Genomic DNA, 18,034 nt, shown 5'->3' on the forward strand with positions numbered 1-18,034 from the left:
GCGCGGCGGGAGGGCTAGCCTGACAGGGCTAACCAAAGAGGCGTCCATGCAGTCTAACTCCCTCGTCGAGGCCGATCGTCGTCACCTGATCCACCCGGTCGCCGCCTATCGCGCGCATGAGCAGCGCGGCGCGACCGTGTTGACGAGCGGCAAGGGGATGTATCTGACCGACGCCGCCGGGAACGAATTGCTCGACGCCTTCGCCGGTCTGTGGTGCGTCAATATCGGCTATGGCCAGGAAAGCGTGGTCGCCGCCGCGACCGAGCAGATGCGCCGTCTGCCCTATGCCACCGGCTATTTCTCCTTCGCGAGCGAACCGACGATCCGGCTTGCCGAGAAACTGGCCGAGCTGTCGCCGCCGGGGCTGGACCGCGTCTATTTCACCCTGGGCGGGTCGGACGCGATCGATTCCGCGATCCGCTTCATCACGCATTTCTACAACGTCACTGGTCGCCCGACCAAGAAGCAGATGATTGCGCTCGACAAGGGCTATCACGGCTCGTCGAGCACGGGTGCGGGGCTGACCGGCCTGCCGGTCTTCCACCGCGCATTTGATCTGCCGCGCGCCTGGCAGCATCATATTCCGGCGCCATACCCGTATCGCAGCCCGGTTGGCGACGACCCGCAGGCGATCATCGATCATTCGGTCGCCCAGTTGCGCGCCAAGGTCGAGGCGCTCGGCGCCGAGAACGTGGCGGCCTTCTTTGCCGAACCCGTCCAGGGCTCGGCCGGGGTGATCGTGCCGCCGCGCGGCTGGCTGCGCGCGATCCGGGAGACCTGCCGCGAGCTCGACATCCTGTTCGTCGCGGACGAGGTGATCACCGGCTTCGGCCGCACCGGGCCGATGTTCGCCTGCGAGGCCGAGCAGGTGTCGCCCGATCTGATGACGATCGCCAAGGGGTTGACCGCGGGCTACGCGCCGATGGGCGCGGTGCTGATGAGCGAGGCGGTCTATGCCGGCATCGCCGACGGCGCCGATCCCACCACGCCGATCGGCCACGGCGGCACCTATTCGGGGCATCCCGTGAGCGCGGCGGTCGGCCTCGAAGTGCTGAGTCTGTATCTGCAGGGCGGCATCCTCGCGAACGGCCAGGCGCGTGTGCCGGAGCTTGCCGCCGGCCTCGATGCGCTGCGCGATCATCCGCTGGTCGGGGATGTGCGCCAGGCGGGCATGCTCGGCGGGCTCGAACTGGTCAGCGACAAGCTTCGCAAGACGCGCTTCGCACCCGGGCTGGGTATCGCCGACCGGCTGAGTCAGGCGGCGTACAAGCGCAAGCTGATCTTCCGCGCATTCGGCGATGGAACGATCGGACTCGCACCCGCCCTGAGCTGTAACGCAGACGAAATGAGCATTCTGCTCGATCGGCTGCGTGCTACACTGGATGACGTACTCGATCAGCGGGAGGTACGAGACGTCCTGGTTTGAGAAAAGAGCGCTGCAAGGATACCGTATCGCATGAACGCCGCTCCCAAGCTTGATCGACTGGATCTCCGGATCCTCGCGCACCTCCAACGCAATGGCCGGATCACCAATGTCGATCTGGCCGACGCGGTCGGGCTGTCGCCGAGCCCGTGCCTGTCGCGGGTGAAGCGGCTCGAGAAAGCGGCCTATATCACCGGCTACGGCGCCCATATCGCGCTGGCGAAGCTCGGATCGACCTTGACCGTGTTCACGCAGATCACGCTCAAGGACCACCGCATCAACGATTTCTCGAAGTTCGAGCAGCGCGCGCGCAACGTGCGCGAAATCGTCGAGGCGCATCTCGTCAGTGGTGGTTACGATTATCTGGTCAAGTTCGTGACGCGCGACGTCGCGCATTACCAGCAGGTGATCGAAGAGATCCTCGAGGCCGATTTCGGCATCGAGAAGTATTTTAGCTTCATCGTCATTAAGTCGCCGGTGGTGAAACGCTACGATCCGATCGAGGCGCTGTTCGAGGACGATGCGTGACGGTGCAGGGTAAGACTATGTGCGATACGACCGCGTTCGAGGCGCTCGTGCCCGACCTCATCGCGCTGCGCCGCGACATCCACCAGCATGCCGAGCTCGCCTTTCAGGAACATCGCACCGCCGCTCTGGTCGCTGAAACGCTCGCATCGTTGGGGCTTGAGGTTTCGACCGGGATCGGCGGGACCGGCGTCGTCGGCGTGCTGCGGCGGGGTGAGTCGGGGCGGTCTATCGGGCTGCGCGCCGACATGGATGCGCTGCCAATGGCCGAGGAGACCGGCCTCGCCTATGCCAGCGTCAACCCCGGCCAGTTCCACGGCTGCGGGCATGACGGGCACACCGCGATGTTGCTCGGCGCGGCGCGCTACCTCGCCGACCAGGGCGGGTTCGACGGAACGGTCCATTTCATTTTCCAGCCCGCCGAAGAAGGGCAGGGCGGCGCGCGCGAGATGATCCGCGACGGATTGTTCGAGCGTTTTCCCTGCGACCGCGTGTTCGCGGTGCACAATTGGCCCGATCTTCCGGCCGGCAGCATCCGAACGCGGCCCGGCCCGATCATGGCCTCGGCTGACAAATTCCGCATCACCGTGGAAGGGAGTGGCGGCCACGCCGCGCTGCCCCACCAGACTCCGGACGCGATCCTCGCGGCGTCGGAACTGGTACAACAGCTCAATACGATCGTCTCGCGCCGGGTGGCCGCGACCGACTCGGCGGTGTTGTCGGTGACGCGCATTGCTGGCGGGCACGCGCACAACGTCTTGCCCGCCACGGTCGAGATCATGGGCACGGTGCGGACCTTCGACCCCGCCGTGCAGGACCGGATCGAGGCGTCGATCCGTGCGATGGCCGAAGGCGTCGCCCGGTCGAGCGAGACGCGCGTACAGGTCGAATACGACCGCTATTACCCCGCGACGATCAACGACGCCGACGCCGCCCGCGCCGCGCTCGCCGCTGCGGCGACCGTCTCGGCCGATGTGGCCGAGGCGCCGGTGCCGGCGTTCACGTCGGAAGACTTCGCTTTCATGTTGCAGGCGCGGCCCGGCGCCTATCTGTGGCTCGGTCAGGCATCGCCCGACCATGCCGCGCCGCTCCATCATCCGCGCTACGATTTCAACGACAGCGTCATCGCGACCGGCATCGCTTTGTTCGCCGCGCTCGTATCTCAGGAAATGCCGATTCCCGCTGCGAAACGATAACCGGCATTTCCTGCGCACCGGACGGGAATTTTGATGAGCTGCGGGGGGCTGCCAGTCATCAAATCGCAATAAAATGCCAGCGCAGACCCGCATACTCGTCAGTGCCGAAACGGTTTGTCGATGCAGCGGAAGCACAGATGCCCCCGATGGGGTCAATGGTGACAATTCTCGCGCGCGCCGGACCTCAGGAGGAAAGCGGCTCACATCACTCTTTGCGGGGGATACTCAATGCTAAGCTCCAAGTCCGTGCGACGTTTCAGCTTCCTGGCGACGACAACTGCCTGCCTGATCGGTGCGATGCCCGCATTCGCGCAGGAAACCAAGGCGGCGACCGATGACGCCGCGCCGGATGATCAGACGATCATCGTGCGGGGCCAACGCCAGCAATATCTCGGCGACGCACCCGTCCACTCGCTGTCGCAGAACGTGCAGACCCTCGATTCGCGGACTCTGAAGGACGCCGGCATCACCAAGCTGGCCGCCGCGCTCGATTTCGTCGCCGGTGTCGCGCGACAGAACAATTTCGGCGGCTTCTTCGACAGCTATGCGATCCGCGGTTTTGCGGGCGACGAATCCTCGGCGAGCAATTATCTGATCAACGGTTTCCCGGCGTCGCGCGGCTATGGCGGCGCCCGCGACGCCTCCAACATCGAACAGATCCAGGTCATCAAGGGGCCGACATCGGCGCTGTTCGGTCGCGGCGATCCGGGCGGGGCGGTGAATATCATCACCAAGAAGCCCAATTTCACGACCGGCGGCAGTTTCACCGTGTCGGGCGGCAGCTTCAACACCTTCCGCGGTGAAGGCGACATCAACCTTGCGCTGACCGATCGGGTCGCCGTGCGTGTGACCGGCGCCTATGAGAATGGCGACAGCTTCCGCGACTATATCCACAGCCGCAAATACACCTTCACGCCGTCGGTGCTGTTCCAGATCAGCGAGGACACCAGCCTGTCCTACGAACTGGAATATGTCCACGCCGCGGCGCCGTTCGATCGCGGCATCGTCGCGGTGAACGGCAATCTCAATACGGTGCCGCGGTCGCGCTTCCTGGGAGAACCCGGCGACGGGCCGGTAACGACCGAAGCGCTCGGCCATCAGGCGCAGCTCCAGCATGATTTCAGCAGCGACTGGTCGCTGCTGATCGGCGCGGGGTACCGCACATCGTCGTTCAAGGGCTATGCGACCGAGGCGGAGAGCACGGCCAGCCGGCAGGCGCTGTATGTCGACGGCAAGACGCTGACCCGTCAGCGCCGGTTGCGCGATTACAAGACCACCGACCTGACCTTCCGGACCGAATTGAGCGGCAAGTTCACGACCTTCGGGCTCCAGCATCACCTGCAGGTCGGCGCCGATTGGGACGAGTTCACGCTCGACCAGATCCAGCAGCGCTTCCGCGCGCCCGCGGTCGCCGCGCAGACGACGGCCGTTCGCGGCAACCAGATCAACATCTTCAACCCGGTGTATGGCAATCTCGCCACGGTCGGCGCGTTCATCAACAGCGTCGAGGACGACGTGTCGTGGGGTGCCTATCTGCAGGATCAGATCGACCTCACCAGCCGGCTGAAGCTGCGCGGCGGCGTGCGCTACGACAATTTCGATCAGGCGATCCGCAATCGGCTCAACAACGTCCGTTCGGGCCAGCAGAAGACGGCGCTGAGCCCCACGGTCGGCCTCGCTTATGCAATCTCCGAACCGATCGAACTCTATGCCAGCTACGGCCGTGGCTTCCGCCCCAATGTCAGCTTCGACGTAAACAACCAGCCGTTCGCGCCGGAACGCACCAAGTCCTACGAGGTCGGCGCCAAGCTCTCGGCGTTCGGCAACCGCCTGAACGGTGCGGTCGCGTTCTATACGATGACCAAGTCGGCCGTGCTGACCGCCGATCCGATCAATTCGGGTTTCTCGCTCGCGATCGGCGAGGCCCGCAGCCGCGGCGTCGAGGTCAATGTCTCGGGCAAGCTGCCCTATGGCTTCCGGGTCGATCTGAGCTACGCTTACACCGACGCGATCGTCGCCAAGGACGCGGTCGATCCCAATTTCGGCTATGCCCTGCGCCGCGGCGATCCGCTCATCAACATCCCGAAGAACAGCGCCAGCGCCTTGGTGTTCAAGGATTTCTCGGTTTTCGATCGCAAGGCCAATGTCGGCGTCGGCGTGAACTATGTCGGCAAGCGGCTCGGCGAGACCGGCTATCGCTTTGCCGACGGATCGTTCTTCATGCTGCCATCGTACACGCTGACGCGGGTCATGGCGTCCTTCTCGCCGACCGACCGGATCAAGGTCTCGGGCGAGGTGACGAACCTGTTCGACGTCCAGTATTTCCCGAGCTCCTACTCGCGCCTCTGGGTGATGCCGGGCGCACCGCGCCAGTTCATGGCGCATTTGAGCTATTCGTTCTGATCCTCCGGCCGTCGGGCGAACCTCGCTCCGACGGCCGATCTTTCCCGGAGCCGCGCCGATGACCACCCTGCTGCACTGCGGCGATGCCGCGCGGGGAGACCTGTGGCGCGCCGTGCTGCCCGACTTGGTTCCGGGGCTGACGGTGCGGCACTGGCCCGATCTCGGCGATCCGTCCGATATCGAATATGTCGCGGCATGGACGCTGCCGCCGGGTTTGGCGGCTGGTCTGCCCAACCTTCGCATGGTCGCGTCGATCGGTGCCGGCGTGGATCAGCTCGAGCTGGCGACCATCCCGCCGCACGTCGCGGTGGTCCGGCTGATCGAGCCGGATCTCGTGCGCGGCATGGTCGAATATGCGGTTATGGCGACGCTGATGCTCCAGCGGGACATGCTCGGCTATCGCGACGACCAGCAGGCCCGCCGCTGGTCGCCGCGGCGGCGCGTCGCGGCGGCGGACCGACGGGTCGGGGTGATGGGGCTGGGCGCGATCGGCACGGCCGTGCTGGACGGCCTCGCGCCGTTCGGTTTCGCCCTGTCGGGCTGGAGCCGGAGCGCGAAGACGATCGACGGCGTCGCCACCTGGCATGGCGCGGACCAGATCACGGCGTTCGCGCGCGACGTCGATATCCTGATCTGTGCGCTGCCGTTGACCGACGAGACCCGCGGGATTCTCGCCAAGCCGCTGTTCGACGTGCTGCCCGCAGGCGCGGGCGTCATCAACGTCGGCCGCGGCGGGCATCTGGTGCAGGACGATCTGCTCGCCGCACTTGCCACCGGGCAGATCGGCGGTGCGATCCTCGACGTGACCACGCCCGAGCCGCTGCCTGGCGACAGCGCGCTGTGGCATCATCCCGCGGTGGTGCTGACGCCGCATATCGCGAGCGACACGGTTCCCGCCGCGGCAGCGCGCGCGATGGCCGAGGCGATCCTCGCCATCCAGCGCGGGGGCGTGCCGGCGGGGCAAATCGACCGTACTATCGGCTATTGACGCATCTTCGTGCGCCGCCGGGCCGATGCGCCGAACGATTGGCTTCCCGGCGGGATAAAGCGGCACCTCATGCCGCGCGCGTCATGGTCAATCTTTACCCGGTGGCGTCCCGCGCCGGTGCGACGGGCGCCGGCCGGGCTGGCTTAGCGAGGTACCGATGACGGCAGATCACGCCATGGACTTCTATATCGACGGGCGCTGGCGTCCGTCGGTCGCGGCGTCCGCGATTCCCGTGGTGAACCCCGCGACCGAGGCTGTGATCGGCCATGTCGCGGGCGGCAACGCGGCCGACGTGGATGAAGCGGTCGCGGCCGCACGCCGTGCCTTCCCGGCATTTGCCGCCACCCCCCGGGCGGTGCGGATCGACCTGCTCCGCCGCATCCTCGCGCTGCTGGACGAGCGCGCCGAAGCGTTCGCGCAGGCGATCTCGATGGAGATGGGGTGCGCGATCACCTTCGCGCGCGCGTCGCACGTGCCGTTCGGCATCGCCCATGTCCGTACACAGATCGAGGTGCTGGAACACTATCCGTTCCTGACCGAACGCGCAGGCTTCGCGGTCGCGAAGGAGGCGATCGGGGTTTGCGCGTTGATCGCGCCGTGGAACTGGCCGCTCTACCAGATCACCGCCAAGGTGGCGCCCGCGCTCGCGGCGGGCTGCACCGTGGTGCTCAAGCCGAGCGAGCTGTCGCCCTATAGCGCGTTGCTGTTCGCGCAGGTGATGGCCGAGGCGGGCACCCCGGCTGGCGTGTTCAACATGGTCGGCGGCGCGGGCGAGGTGGTCGGCGCGGCTTTGTCGGCGCATCCCGATGTCGACATGATCTCGATCACCGGATCGACGCGGGCCGGCATATTGGTCGCGAAGGCAGCGGCCGACACGGTGAAGCGGGTGGTGCAGGAACTGGGGGGCAAGTCCCCCAATCTGTTCCTCGACGATGCCGATTTCGAAACCGGCGTCGCCAAGGGCGTGCTCGCGGGGATGCGCAATGTCGGCCAGTCGTGCAGCGCGCCGACGCGGATGATCGTGCCGGAGGCGCGGCTGGCTGAAGTCGAGGCGCTCGCGGTGGCGGCGGTCGGGACGATCCAGGTCGGCGACCCCGCCGATCCGGCGACGGTGCTCGGTCCGATCGCCAATGCCGCGCAATATCGGCGGGTGCAGGCGATGATCGAGGCCGGGATCGCCGACGGCGCCCGACTGATCTGTGGTGGGCCCGGGCGGCCGGACACGATGAAGCTCGGCTATTATGCGCGCCCGACGATCTTCTCGGACGTGACCCCCGCTATGCGGATCGCACAGGAGGAGATTTTCGGGCCGGTGCTGTGCATCATGCCGTATGACAGCGAAGCCGACGGCATCGCGCTGGCGAACGACACCGTCTACGGTCTTGGCGCGCATCTCCAGTCGCAGGATATCGATCGCGCGCGGCGCGTCGCCGGGCAGATCCGCGCCGGACAGGTGCATCTCAACTTTCCGGCGTGGTGCGCGCATGCGCCGTTCGGCGGATACAAGCGCTCGGGCAATGGTCGGGAATATGGCGAGGCGGGCTTCGAGGAGTATCTCGAAACCAAGGCGATCGTCGGCTATTGATCCCGCCGGCCGGGCGCGGCAGCAAATGTCGCGCCCGGTCGATCCCGCCGCATCGCGGTGCCATCAAACCGCAACATTCGGGAGATGTTGCCAGCGAATACTGGCTTAATCTCCACGATCCGGCGATCTTCGCCGCGCAGCAAGGACGAACGCAATGGGTGGGGCGGTGACAATGGCATCGGGATCTCTAGGCGGGCAGGGTGCTGCGCAGGCAGTACCCGTTGCACGCGTGCGGTTGCAGAATATCGACGCGCTGCGCGGCTTCGTGATGGTGCTGATGCTCCTCGACCACGTCCGCGAGACCTGGTTCGTGCATTATGCCATCACCGATCCGGTCGATGCGCGTACCATCATGCCGGCGGTGTTCTTGGCCCGCCTCATCGTCAGCCTGTGCGCGCCGGTCTTCGTCGCGCTGACCGGGCTCGGCGTGTTCCTGTACAGCAGCAATCACACCAAGGCCGAGACCACCGAATATCTGCTCAAGCGTGGCCTGCTGCTGATGGCGATCGAGGTTTTCTACCTCTCGGAGCTGTACTGGGGCATCACCCAGCCGACGCTTTGGCTGCAGGTGATCTGGTGCATCGGTGTGTGCATGATCGTGCTGTCGGTGTTGATGCGGCTACCGCGTCCGGTGTTGATCGGGCTCGGGCTGGTGCTGGTCTGCGCCCACAATCTGCTCGATCCGATCCGGTTGCAGGCGGGCGATCCCTTTTTCCCGCTCTGGGCGATGATCCACCAGCGTGACACGTTCGCGCTGCCGTTCGGGCTGATCGTCAAGACGACGTACCCCGTGCTGCCCTGGATCGGCGTGATCTCGCTAGGCTTCGGCATCGGCCCGTGGTTTCTGTCCGATGTGCTGCCGGCCGAGCGCCGCCGCCGGCTGTTGCTGCTGGGGATCGGCATGCTGGTCGCGTTCTTCGTGCTGCGTGGGCTGAACGTCTATGGCGACAAGCCGTGGTTCGTCGTCGCGGACAGCCCGCTGCGCACCGCGATGAGTTTCTTCGCGCTGACCAAATATCCGGCGTCGCTGCTGTTCCTGCTGCTGACGCTCGGCGTGGGGACTTTGCTGCTGGTCGCGTTCGATGCGATCGCGGACAGCGGCTTGGTACGGGCCATATCGGTGTTCGGTGGCGCGCCGATGTTCTTCTACATCTTCCACCTCACTGTACTGCGCATCCTGTACCACAGCGCACTCGCGATCTGGGGGCCGAACTACGGCACGACCTTTGGCGTCGAGAACTACGGCTGGGTGGTGGCCTGGTATGTCGGCCTGATCGTGCCGCTCTACATTCCCACCGCATGGTATTCGCGGCTCAAGCGGCGTCGCCGCGACATCACCTGGCTCAAATACTTCTGACCTGGTCTCACGAAAAAGGCCGGGGATGGTTCACCATCCCCGGCCTTTTCATGTCCAACGTTGCCCGTCGGTCGCGGCGCCTTAGTGCAGGATGTCCTGCAGCTTGTACCAGAGCCCGACCGCCGGCAGGAACCACGGCTTGCCGACATGGCCGGGGATCGCCGGCCAGGCGAGTTCGCTCCACGGGTTCGCGCTCATGTCGCCGCCCATGTAGCGGGCCATCTGCACGCCCATGTGCGGCGCCATCTGCACGCCGTGGCCGCTATAGCCGAGCGCGTAGAACAGCCCGTCCTGCTCGCCGGCGCGGGGCAGGCGATCGGCGGTCATGTCGACCATGCCGCCCCAGACGTGATCGATCCGGGTGCTCTCCAACTGCGGGAACATGCGGCGCATGGCGCGGATCAGGATCGCGCCGCTTTTGACGTCGGCTTTCGAATCCGAGATCGAGAACCGCCCGCGACCGCCGAAGATCAGCCGGTTGTCGGGCGAGAAACGGAAATAGTTGCCGATCACCCGGCTGGTCACGTAATTGCGGCGCATCGGCAGCAATTCGTCGATCAGCGCGGGGCGCAGCGGCTCGGTCGCGACGACGAAGGAGCCGACGCCGACGATCCGGCGCTGGAACCACGCGACGGGCGACGGCGTGCCCGCCCCGCCGGTCGCGACGAGCACCTGCTTTGCGAACAGCGTGCCGCGCGCCGTCGTTACCCGCCAGCCGGCCCCTTCGCGGACCAGACCGGAGACGGCGGCATTCTCGAAGATCGCCGCGCCTTTCGCGGACGCGGCTTCGGCAAGGCCGACGCCGAAGCGGCCGACGTGCAATTGCGCGCTGGTCTTCTGCAGCAAGCCGCCGTGATAGCCCGGCGTGGCGGTCTCGCGGGCGATCTGATCGGCAGAAATCAGCTCGACGTCGGGGTCGACGTCGGCTTTGATGATCTCATAGGATTTCGCCATCTTTTCGAAATGTTCGGCCTTCGCGGCGAATTTGAGCCGCCCGCACCGGCGGAAGTCGCAGTCGATGGCATGATCGCGCACCAGTCGTTCGACCGTGTCGACGGCGTCGAGATGCGCGCGGTAATATTCGGCAGCGCGCTCCCGCCCGAGCGCTGCGGAGAGTGCGGCATGGTCTTGGTGCGTGCTCGCGTTGCAATGCCCGCCATTGCGCCCCGACGCCTCGCCGACGACGCGATTGGCCTCGAGCAGCGCGACCGAGGCGCCGCTTTCGCGCAGCGCCAGCGCGGCCGAAAGCCCCGTGAAACCGCCGCCGATCACGGCGACGTCGACGCTACCGGAAACCGGACCGTCGGTTCCGCCGCTAAAGTCGGGCGCGGAGGCGAGCCAATACGAGGCGGGGCTGGGCTGGTGCATCGTGGTGCGCTCTTTCCGATCTTGAGGCGGTGCTCTGGCAACAGCTCCGGTCATGCAGCGTCGTGCACGGATTTTTCCACTCACTGATCGCGCGACGCGGCATAGCATGCCGATTTGGACCCGAAAATTGCCGGGCCGCTGCGTCGCCACATGAGGGGCTATGGATGGGCCTGGAACAGCGGGTCGAGCGGGAAGCCATGCTTGGCAAAGGGCGCGCGTAAAACGATGTAACTGGAGAACCTTTCGATCCCCAGGTCGGCCCGCAAGAGATCGTCCATGACACGCTGAAAGTGCGAGACGTTGCGCGTGACGATCTTCAGCAGGAAGTCATAACCGCCACTGACGTTATAGCATTCCAGGATCTCCGGAAATCCTTCCGCAGCTTCCTCGAAGCGACGCAAATCTCGCTGCCGATGGCTGCTGATCGTGATCTGGGTGAACACGATCAGGAAATCGCCGAGCTTGGCCATGGCGAGATGCGCGCCATACCCTTCGATCACGCCGATCTTTTCCAGCCGCTTGACGCGCGCGAGGCAGGGGCTGGGGCTCAGCCCGACGACATCGGCAAGCTCGACATTCGAGCATCGCCCCATCCGCTGAAGGTGCGCGAGGATCTTGAGATCCGTCCGATCGAGTTCGAGTTCCGCGCGCATAGGCCTCCAGCGACGTGATCAGTCTGCACCGGCCGACATCGCCTCGGCCAAAGCTTCGTCGATGCCCTGGACCACCATGTCAACTTGCTCGCTCGAAAGCACGAGCGGCGGGCGGATCTTGAGCACGTTGTGCCCCTTGGCGCACGCGCTGAGCAGGATGCCCTTGTCGCGCAGGATGTTGACGACGCGGCTGGTCGTCGCCCGGTCGGGTTCGCGGGTTTCGCGGTTCGAGACGAGCTCGACCCCGACGAACATGCCGACCCCCCGGACATCGCCGATCGCCTCGTGCCGGTCGGCCAGCGCCGCGATCCCGTCGCGCAACTGGTCTCCGATGGTCGCGGCATGGGCGATCAGCTTTTCCTGTTCGATCGTGTCGAGCACCGCGACCGCCGCCGCGCACGAGACGGTGTTGCCGGCGAACGTGTTAAAATAGCGCGAATCCCGCCCGAAACGGGCGACCGCATCGTTGGTGACGAGCAGGCCGGCGATCGGCTGGCCGTTGCCCATCGGCTTGCCCATCGTGACGATATCGGGCGTGAGGCGGTGACGCTGAAAGCCCCACATATGCTCTCCGGTTCGCCCGAAGCCGGGTTGCACCTCATCGGCGACGAACAACCCCCCCGCCTTGTGGATAGCGGCCACGGCGCCCGCCAGAAAGCCGCTCGGCCCGGGCAGCACGCCGTCGCTGGTGAACACCGTATCGACGATCAGCATGGCGGGCTTGATGCCATGCCGCTTGAGGTCCGCGATCGCGGCCTCGACGTCGCGCGTGAAGCGGTCGGCGAGGTCGGCGCCATCGGCGTGATAGGCGCTGGGCGCCGGCACCAGCCTGACGTGCGCGCCGAGATCGACACTGACGCCGAGCGAGGGCGAGAATTGCGACACGGCGTCGGTAAAGCCGTGATATGCGGTCTCGGTCACGATGATCCCGGTCTCGCCGGTCCGCACCTTGGCCATGCGATAAGCGAGATCGTTGGCCTCGCTCCCGGTGCAGGTCAACATCAGGTGCGCGAGCTCGGTCTCGGGCACCGTCGCGAGCAGGCGCTCGGCCAGTTCGAGGATGGTGTCGTGGAGGTAGCGCGTGTTGGTCGCAAGGGTCGCGACCTGCCGGCAGATCGCCTCGACCACGCGTGGGTGACAATGGCCGAGCGAGGTCACATTGTTGTAGATGTCGAGGAAGCGACGGCCCTCGCTATCGATCAGCCAGGCGCCTTCGCCTTTCACGATGTGCAGCGGGCGTTCGTACATCAGCCGATAGGCCGGGCCGAGCAGGCGATCGCGCCGGCTGATCGTCGCCGCGGTCTCGGCGCCGACGTCGGCTTGGCCCGGAATATAGGCGTTCACCATGTTGAGATCGATCGTGCTGGTCATCAAATGTCTCCGCTCCGCACGCCGGCCAGAAGCCGATCGCGCGCGCTGTCTCGGGATAGGTCGGCCATCATGTGCAGCGCATCCCAGGCGGCCGGGTTGTGGCGCATGATGTAGGCGTGGTTTTCGGGGTAGCGCCGCGAGCGCCACTCCGAGATCAGGACGGTGATCAGATGGCGCGTTGCGATCAGGTCGGTCACGATCTCCTGCTCCTCCGCAAGCAGCGGCAGGACCGCATGATACGCCCCGACGAACTCGGCGGCGGCCGCAAGCGGATCGGGCGTGTCGGCCATTTGATACGCCGCCCCGGTCGCCACTTCGCCGATCAGCGGTGCATGCACCATGTCGCCGAAATCGATGATCCCCGTCACCTGCTCGGGCTGATCGCTCGCCACGAGCACGTTATACAGATGATAGTCGTTGTGGATCACCTGCGCGCGCAGGCCGCCGAGGCGCGGCAGCACGTCGCTTGCGAACCGGTTCATGAAGTGGCGGACGATGTCGCGGCGCTCGCTGCCGGTGATCTCGTCGATCAGATGCGCCAGCCGATCGGCCCGCGCGACGTTCCACAGCAAGTCGTGCGATGCGGCGCGGTGAACGAAGTCACCGAGCGCAAGATCGAGGTAGGCCAGGTGCGTGCCGAGCTGGACGCGCTGTGCCCGGCTTCTCGGCATGTTCTTGGCCTGTACGCCCTCGAGATAGGTCAGCAGACGCACCGCGCACCGCCGGCCGTCCGACAGGGTGATGGTATCGCCGTCGCTGCCCGCCAGCGTCCTGAGAACGCGCGGCACCGGCAGGGTGGGGGCCACCCGCGCGATATGTTCGAGGCAGGCGGTCTGGAGTTCGACCACCTCGTCCGTCTCGGACGGGTTGATGATTTTCAGGAGATGCGAGCTGCCGTCCGCGGCCGCGAGGCGAAAGTTCTGATCGCGCTCGCTCGTCAGCAATTCCGCTTTGACAGCGACGCCATAGAGGCGCGCGGCAAGCTCCGCCGCCTCGGCGAGCGAGAGGTCGGGAACGCTCGAGCAGAGTTGCGCGCCGTTCGCGGGCGCGGTGGTGAGGAGATCGGCCGACATCATGTATCCCGGTACGGGCGCATAGGCGCCGGTTTCACAGTCCCAGCAGAGCCGGGAGCTGGCGAACGTCGGTCAGGCGGCTGACGCCATACTCTGTCGATGTGGGTTCGTGCCCCCGGTCGATGAACGCCTTCGCCATGAAGCCGAGGTCGTCGGCGGTCATCAGATCGTAGCGAAAGCTGGACGAGCAATGCATCATCCGGTCGGGCGTGGTGCCGAGCTGATCGAGCATATATTCGAACGCCTGCATGCGCGGCTTGTACGCCTGTGCCTCCTCCGCGGTATAAACCGCGTGGAACGGTGCTGTGAGATGCGCCACGCTCGCCGGAATGAGGTCGACCATCGAATTGGAGAGGATCACCAGCGGATAGTGCGGGGCGATCGCCTCCAGCACTTCGACGACATTGGGATGCGGCTGCCATGTCGGCACCGCGGCGTAGAGCGCGGCGGCATCTTCGGCGGTATAGTCGACCCCATGCGTCTGACAGGCGCGCTGGATCGAGGTTTCCACCACGTCGTAGAACGGCTTCCAGGGCCCCAACACCTCGTCGAGGCGATAGGCCTTGAAGCTGTTCAGGAAGGCCGGCATCTTCTGGCGATCGACACGATCGGAGAACAGTCGCTCGGCTGTTGGCCCCATCTCGAAATTGATGAGCGTCCCATAGCAATCGAAGCTGATGAAATCTGGGCGGAAGGTCATTGTCGTCTCGCTGTTGCGCTGGCCGTGCCCGATTTTATCGCCCTCGACCCATCCGGAAATGCCGCAGGGGCAGGGCGGCCAAGTATATCCGACTTATCGCAGGCGCCTGAACGGCAGCATTCGACCGAACGCAACGGGGGTGGGGACGTCGAGCAAGGGGCGATCACACGACTCGATGTCCCCGGTGACGCTCACCCATTTTCCTCGGCCCGATCACCCTTGACCGCTTGCTGGCCGAAGCGCGCATAAAGCGTCGGCAGCACGAACAGCGTGAGCAGCGTTGCCGAAATCAGTCCGCCAATGACGACCGTCGCGAGCGGCTTCTGCACTTCCGCGCCGGCTCCGCTCGCGAACGCCATTGGCACGAAGCCGAGACTGGCGACGAGCGCGGTCATGACGACCGGGCGCAGCCGCTGGATCGCCCCGGTCCGCGCTGCCTCCGCGCGGTCCATTCCCGACCGGATCAGGTCCTGCACCGAGCTGACCATGACGAGGCCGTTGAGCACCGCGATCCCCGACAGCGCGATGAAGCCGACCGCCGCCGAGATCGAGAAGTCCATGCCGCGGACGAACAGTAGCAGGACGCCGCCCACCAGCGCGAACGGTACGCCGGTAAAGACGATCGCGGCATCGCGCACCGATCGCAAGGCGCCGTACAGCAGGAGCAGGATCAGCACGAAGCAGGCGGGCACGACAAGCTGAAGCCGCTGGCTGGCGGAGGCGAGATTCTCGAACTGACCGCCCCATTCGAGATAGGTGCCGGCCGGCAAGCGAACCCCGCTCGCAACCGCAGCCTGCGCATCGGCCACGACGCCGCCGACGTCACGGCCGCGGACGTTCGCCTGGACGACGACCCGGCGCTTGCCGTTCTCTCGACTGATCTGGTTCGGCCCGTCGACGACGCCGATATCGGCGACGCTCGACAACGGCACATAACCACCGCCGGCTATCGGCACCTGCACCTGTTCGAGCAAAGCGAGATCGGCGCGTTCGGCGTCGGTCAGGCGGATGACGACCGGGAAGCGCCGATCGCCCTCGAAGATCATGCCCGCCGTGCGGCCGCCGAGCGTGGCGGTGATCGTGTCCTGCACGTCCTGCGCGGTGACGCCGACCCGCGCCATCGCGTCGCGGTTCACCCGGATGTCGAGCATCGGAAGCCCCGTCGTCTGTTCGACCTTCACGTCGACCGCCCCGCGCGTCTTGCGCAGGATGCCGGCAATCTGCTCAGCGGTACGGTTCATCGCGGTGAAATCGTCGCCGAACACCTTGACCGCGATGTCGCCGCGCACCCCCGCGATCAGCTCGTTGAAGCGCATCTGGATCGGCTGCGTGATCTCATAGGCGTTGCCGGGGAATCGCCCGAGCTTGGTTTCCAGCCGCGCGACCAGATCGGCCTTTGACAGCTTCGAATCAGGCCATTGGTCACGCGGTTTCAGGATCACGAACATATCGGTCGCGTTGGGCGGCATCGGGTCCGAGGCGAGTTCGGCTGTCCCGGTCTTCGAAAAGACGAAGCGCACTTCTGGCTGCTGCGCGACCATCCGCTCGATCGGCCCCTGCATCGCCTGGCTCTGCTGGACCGAGGTCGCCGGGATGCGCAGCGCCTGAATGAGCAGGTCGCCCTCGTCGAGCTGCGGCAGGAACACCTGGCCCAAGGTCGTGAAGGCCAGCCCCGCCAGCACCAGACTGGCGAGCCCCGCGCCGATCGTGATCGACGGGCGCTGCATCGCCTTTTCCAGGCCCGGCTCGTAGCGCCGCTTGAGCCATGAAATGATCCGGCCGTCCTCTTCATTCACCTTGCGCGACAGCAGACACGCGATCGCCGCCGGCACGAAGGTCAGCGACAGGACGAACGCGAACAGCAAGGCGATGATGACGGTGAGCGCCATGGGCACGAAGGTCTTGCCCTCGACCCCGGTGAGGGTGAGGAGCGGCACATAGACGAGGATAATGATCGCCTGGCCGTAGACCGAGGGCCGGATCATCTCGCGTGCCGCGGTCGCGACGGCTTCCAGCCGCTCCTCGACGCTGAGCAGCCGCCCTTCGCGATGCTGCGTCTCGGCGAGCCGTCGCAGCGCATTCTCGACGATGATGACCGCGCCATCGACGATCAGCCCGAAGTCGAGCGCCCCCAGGCTCATCAAATTGGCCGAAACCCCAAGGTGCAGCATCCCGAACCCGGTCAGCATCATCGTGACCGGGATGACCGCGGCGGCAATCAGCGCCGCGCGGAAATTGCCCAGCAGCAGGAACAGCACGACGATGACGAGCAGCGCGCCCTCGGAGAGGTTCTTCGTCACCGTTCCGATCGTCGAATTGACCAGCGCGGTGCGATCGAGCACCGGCTGCACCACCACGTCGGGCGGCAGCGAGGCGTTGATCGCCTTGAGCCGATCGGCGACCGCGGTCGCCACGGTGCGGCTGTTCTGGCCGATCCGCATGATCGCGGTGCCCACCACGACCTCGGTGCCGTTCTCCGACGCCGAGCCCATCCGGATCGCCTGGCCCGTGCGCACCGTCGCGACCTGATCGAGCGTGATCGGCACGCCTTCGCGCGTCGCGACGACGGTGCGCGCGAGGTCTGCCGCGTTGCGGATCAACGCGTCGGACCGCACCGCCAGCCCCTCGCCGTTGCGGTTGACGAAGCCTCCGCCGACGCTCGTATTGTTCTTCTCGAGCGCGATGCCGAGGTCGGTCAGCGTCATCTTGAGCGAGGCGAGCTTCTGCGTGTCGGGCACGACGAGATATTGCTTCGAATAGCCGCCGATCGAATCCACCCCGGCCAGGCCGGGCGTGTTCTTGAGCAGCGGCGTGACGATCCAGTCCTGCGCGGTGCGCAGATAGGTCGCCTTGTCGGCTTCGCTGGTCAGCCGCTCGCCTTCGGGCGTGATGTAGCTGCCGTCGGGCTGCTGCCCAGGTTCGCCGGGACGGTGCCGGTCGTCGGCGCGGTGGTCGAGTCGGACGGTCCACATATAGACTTCGCCGAGGCCCGTCGCGATCGGCCCCATCTCGGGGTTCACGCCCTCGGGTAGGTTTTCGGCGACGCCCTGCAATCGCTCGCCGACCTGCTGGCGGGCGAAGTAGATGTCGGTCGAATCGGCGAATACCGCGGTAATCTGCGCGAAGCCGTTGCGGCTGAGCGAGCGTGTGTTTTCCAGTCCGGGGATGCCGGCGAGCGCGGTCTCGATCGGAAACGACACCTGCTTCTCGACCAGTTCGGGCGAAAGCGCGGGCGCGCGGACGTTGATCTGCACCTGGTTGTTGGTGATGTCCGGCACCGCGTCGATCGGCAGCCGGTAGAGCGAATAGCCGCCGATGACGGCGACGAGGGCGGTAAGCAGCAGGACGAGCCAGCGCTGGCTGACCGCCCAGGTGACGATGCGCGCGATCAT

General features: G+C 65.9%; 14 protein-coding genes. 8 read left to right on the forward strand and 6 right to left on the reverse strand.

The features are described from left to right. Positions 1 to 46: 46 nt before the first annotated feature. From EAH76_RS22350 to EAH76_RS22380, 8 genes are all read left to right on the forward strand, one after another. Positions 47 to 1,426, forward strand: coding sequence for an aminotransferase class III-fold pyridoxal phosphate-dependent enzyme (locus EAH76_RS22350; RefSeq protein ID WP_140852473.1), 1,380 nt, complete (start codon positions 47 to 49; stop codon positions 1,424 to 1,426). A gap of 30 nt (positions 1,427 to 1,456) precedes the next feature. Then, positions 1,457 to 1,951: an Lrp/AsnC family transcriptional regulator gene (locus tag EAH76_RS22355; protein WP_140852474.1), complete on the forward strand. Its 495-nt coding sequence runs from the start codon at positions 1,457 to 1,459 to the stop codon at positions 1,949 to 1,951. Next, positions 1,948 to 3,144 (forward strand): M20 aminoacylase family protein, encoded by a 1,197-nt coding sequence (locus EAH76_RS22360; protein WP_347233120.1) that lies wholly within the window; start codon positions 1,948 to 1,950, stop codon positions 3,142 to 3,144. Before EAH76_RS22355 ends, EAH76_RS22360 begins: the two co-directional genes overlap by 4 nt. Before the next feature lie 246 nt (positions 3,145 to 3,390). Further along, positions 3,391 to 5,547, forward strand: coding sequence for a TonB-dependent siderophore receptor (locus EAH76_RS22365; RefSeq protein ID WP_241659846.1), 2,157 nt, complete (start codon positions 3,391 to 3,393; stop codon positions 5,545 to 5,547). Positions 5,548 to 5,605: 58 nt separating this feature from the next. Continuing rightward, positions 5,606 to 6,535 (forward strand): 2-hydroxyacid dehydrogenase, encoded by a 930-nt coding sequence (locus EAH76_RS22370; RefSeq protein WP_140852476.1) that lies wholly within the window; start codon positions 5,606 to 5,608, stop codon positions 6,533 to 6,535. A gap of 157 nt (positions 6,536 to 6,692) precedes the next feature. After that, complete coding sequence (locus tag EAH76_RS22375; RefSeq protein ID WP_140852477.1) at positions 6,693 to 8,120, forward strand: aldehyde dehydrogenase family protein; 1,428 nt, start codon at positions 6,693 to 6,695, stop codon at positions 8,118 to 8,120. After that, positions 8,117 to 8,290 (forward strand): hypothetical protein, encoded by a 174-nt coding sequence (locus tag EAH76_RS24060; RefSeq protein WP_161989126.1) that lies wholly within the window; start codon positions 8,117 to 8,119, stop codon positions 8,288 to 8,290. Before EAH76_RS22375 ends, EAH76_RS24060 begins: the two co-directional genes overlap by 4 nt. A gap of 2 nt (positions 8,291 to 8,292) precedes the next feature. Further along, positions 8,293 to 9,477 (forward strand): DUF1624 domain-containing protein, encoded by a 1,185-nt coding sequence (locus EAH76_RS22380; protein ID WP_241659847.1) that lies wholly within the window; start codon positions 8,293 to 8,295, stop codon positions 9,475 to 9,477. 81 nt (positions 9,478 to 9,558) lie between these two features. Here the strand turns inward: EAH76_RS22380 and EAH76_RS22385 are convergent, their stop codons facing one another. The 6 genes from EAH76_RS22385 to EAH76_RS22410 all read right to left on the reverse strand — a co-directional run bounded on the left by EAH76_RS22385 (position 9,559) and on the right by EAH76_RS22410 (position 18,034). Beyond that, positions 9,559 to 10,845, reverse strand: coding sequence for an NAD(P)/FAD-dependent oxidoreductase (locus EAH76_RS22385; protein ID WP_140852479.1), 1,287 nt, complete (start codon positions 10,843 to 10,845; stop codon positions 9,559 to 9,561). Positions 10,846 to 11,003: 158 nt separating this feature from the next. Then, entirely contained in the window at positions 11,004 to 11,498 is a 495-nt protein-coding gene (locus tag EAH76_RS22390; protein ID WP_140852480.1) for an Lrp/AsnC family transcriptional regulator, read from the reverse strand. Positions 11,499 to 11,516: 18 nt separating this feature from the next. After that, entirely contained in the window at positions 11,517 to 12,869 is a 1,353-nt protein-coding gene (locus EAH76_RS22395; protein WP_140852481.1) for an aspartate aminotransferase family protein, read from the reverse strand. Further along, positions 12,869 to 13,942, reverse strand: coding sequence for a phosphotransferase (locus EAH76_RS22400; RefSeq protein WP_140852482.1), 1,074 nt, complete (start codon positions 13,940 to 13,942; stop codon positions 12,869 to 12,871). The genes EAH76_RS22395 and EAH76_RS22400 overlap by 1 nt, the downstream gene beginning before the upstream one ends. Before the next feature lie 34 nt (positions 13,943 to 13,976). Continuing rightward, complete coding sequence (locus EAH76_RS22405; protein ID WP_140852483.1) at positions 13,977 to 14,642, reverse strand: haloacid dehalogenase type II; 666 nt, start codon at positions 14,640 to 14,642, stop codon at positions 13,977 to 13,979. Between the two features lie 191 nt (positions 14,643 to 14,833). Further along, on the reverse strand, positions 14,834 to 18,034 hold the full coding sequence (locus EAH76_RS22410) for an efflux RND transporter permease subunit (protein ID WP_140852484.1): 3,201 nt from the start codon (positions 18,032 to 18,034) through the stop codon (positions 14,834 to 14,836).

Origin of the sequence: Sphingomonas glacialis (assembly GCF_006439055.1) — a bacterium.
Classification (GTDB): Bacteria; Pseudomonadota; Alphaproteobacteria; order Sphingomonadales; family Sphingomonadaceae; genus Sphingomonas; species Sphingomonas glacialis_A.

Coding starts and splice junctions, on each gene's coding strand:
- EAH76_RS22350 (WP_140852473.1), top strand. CDS start 47: ATGCAGTCTAACTCCCTCGTCGAGGCCGATCGTCGTCACCTGATCCAC.
- EAH76_RS22355 (WP_140852474.1), top strand. CDS start 1,457: ATGAACGCCGCTCCCAAGCTTGATCGACTGGATCTCCGGATCCTCGCG.
- EAH76_RS22370 (WP_140852476.1), top strand. CDS start 5,606: ATGACCACCCTGCTGCACTGCGGCGATGCCGCGCGGGGAGACCTGTGG.
- EAH76_RS22375 (WP_140852477.1), top strand. CDS start 6,693: ATGACGGCAGATCACGCCATGGACTTCTATATCGACGGGCGCTGGCGT.
- EAH76_RS22380 (WP_241659847.1), top strand. CDS start 8,293: ATGGCATCGGGATCTCTAGGCGGGCAGGGTGCTGCGCAGGCAGTACCC.
- EAH76_RS22385 (WP_140852479.1), bottom strand. CDS start 10,845: ATGCACCAGCCCAGCCCCGCCTCGTATTGGCTCGCCTCCGCGCCCGAC.
- EAH76_RS22390 (WP_140852480.1), bottom strand. CDS start 11,498: ATGCGCGCGGAACTCGAACTCGATCGGACGGATCTCAAGATCCTCGCG.
- EAH76_RS22395 (WP_140852481.1), bottom strand. CDS start 12,869: ATGACCAGCACGATCGATCTCAACATGGTGAACGCCTATATTCCGGGC.
- EAH76_RS22400 (WP_140852482.1), bottom strand. CDS start 13,942: ATGTCGGCCGATCTCCTCACCACCGCGCCCGCGAACGGCGCGCAACTC.
- EAH76_RS22405 (WP_140852483.1), bottom strand. CDS start 14,642: ATGACCTTCCGCCCAGATTTCATCAGCTTCGATTGCTATGGGACGCTC.
- EAH76_RS22410 (WP_140852484.1), bottom strand. CDS start 18,034: ATGATCGCGCGCATCGTCACCTGGGCGGTCAGCCAGCGCTGGCTCGTC.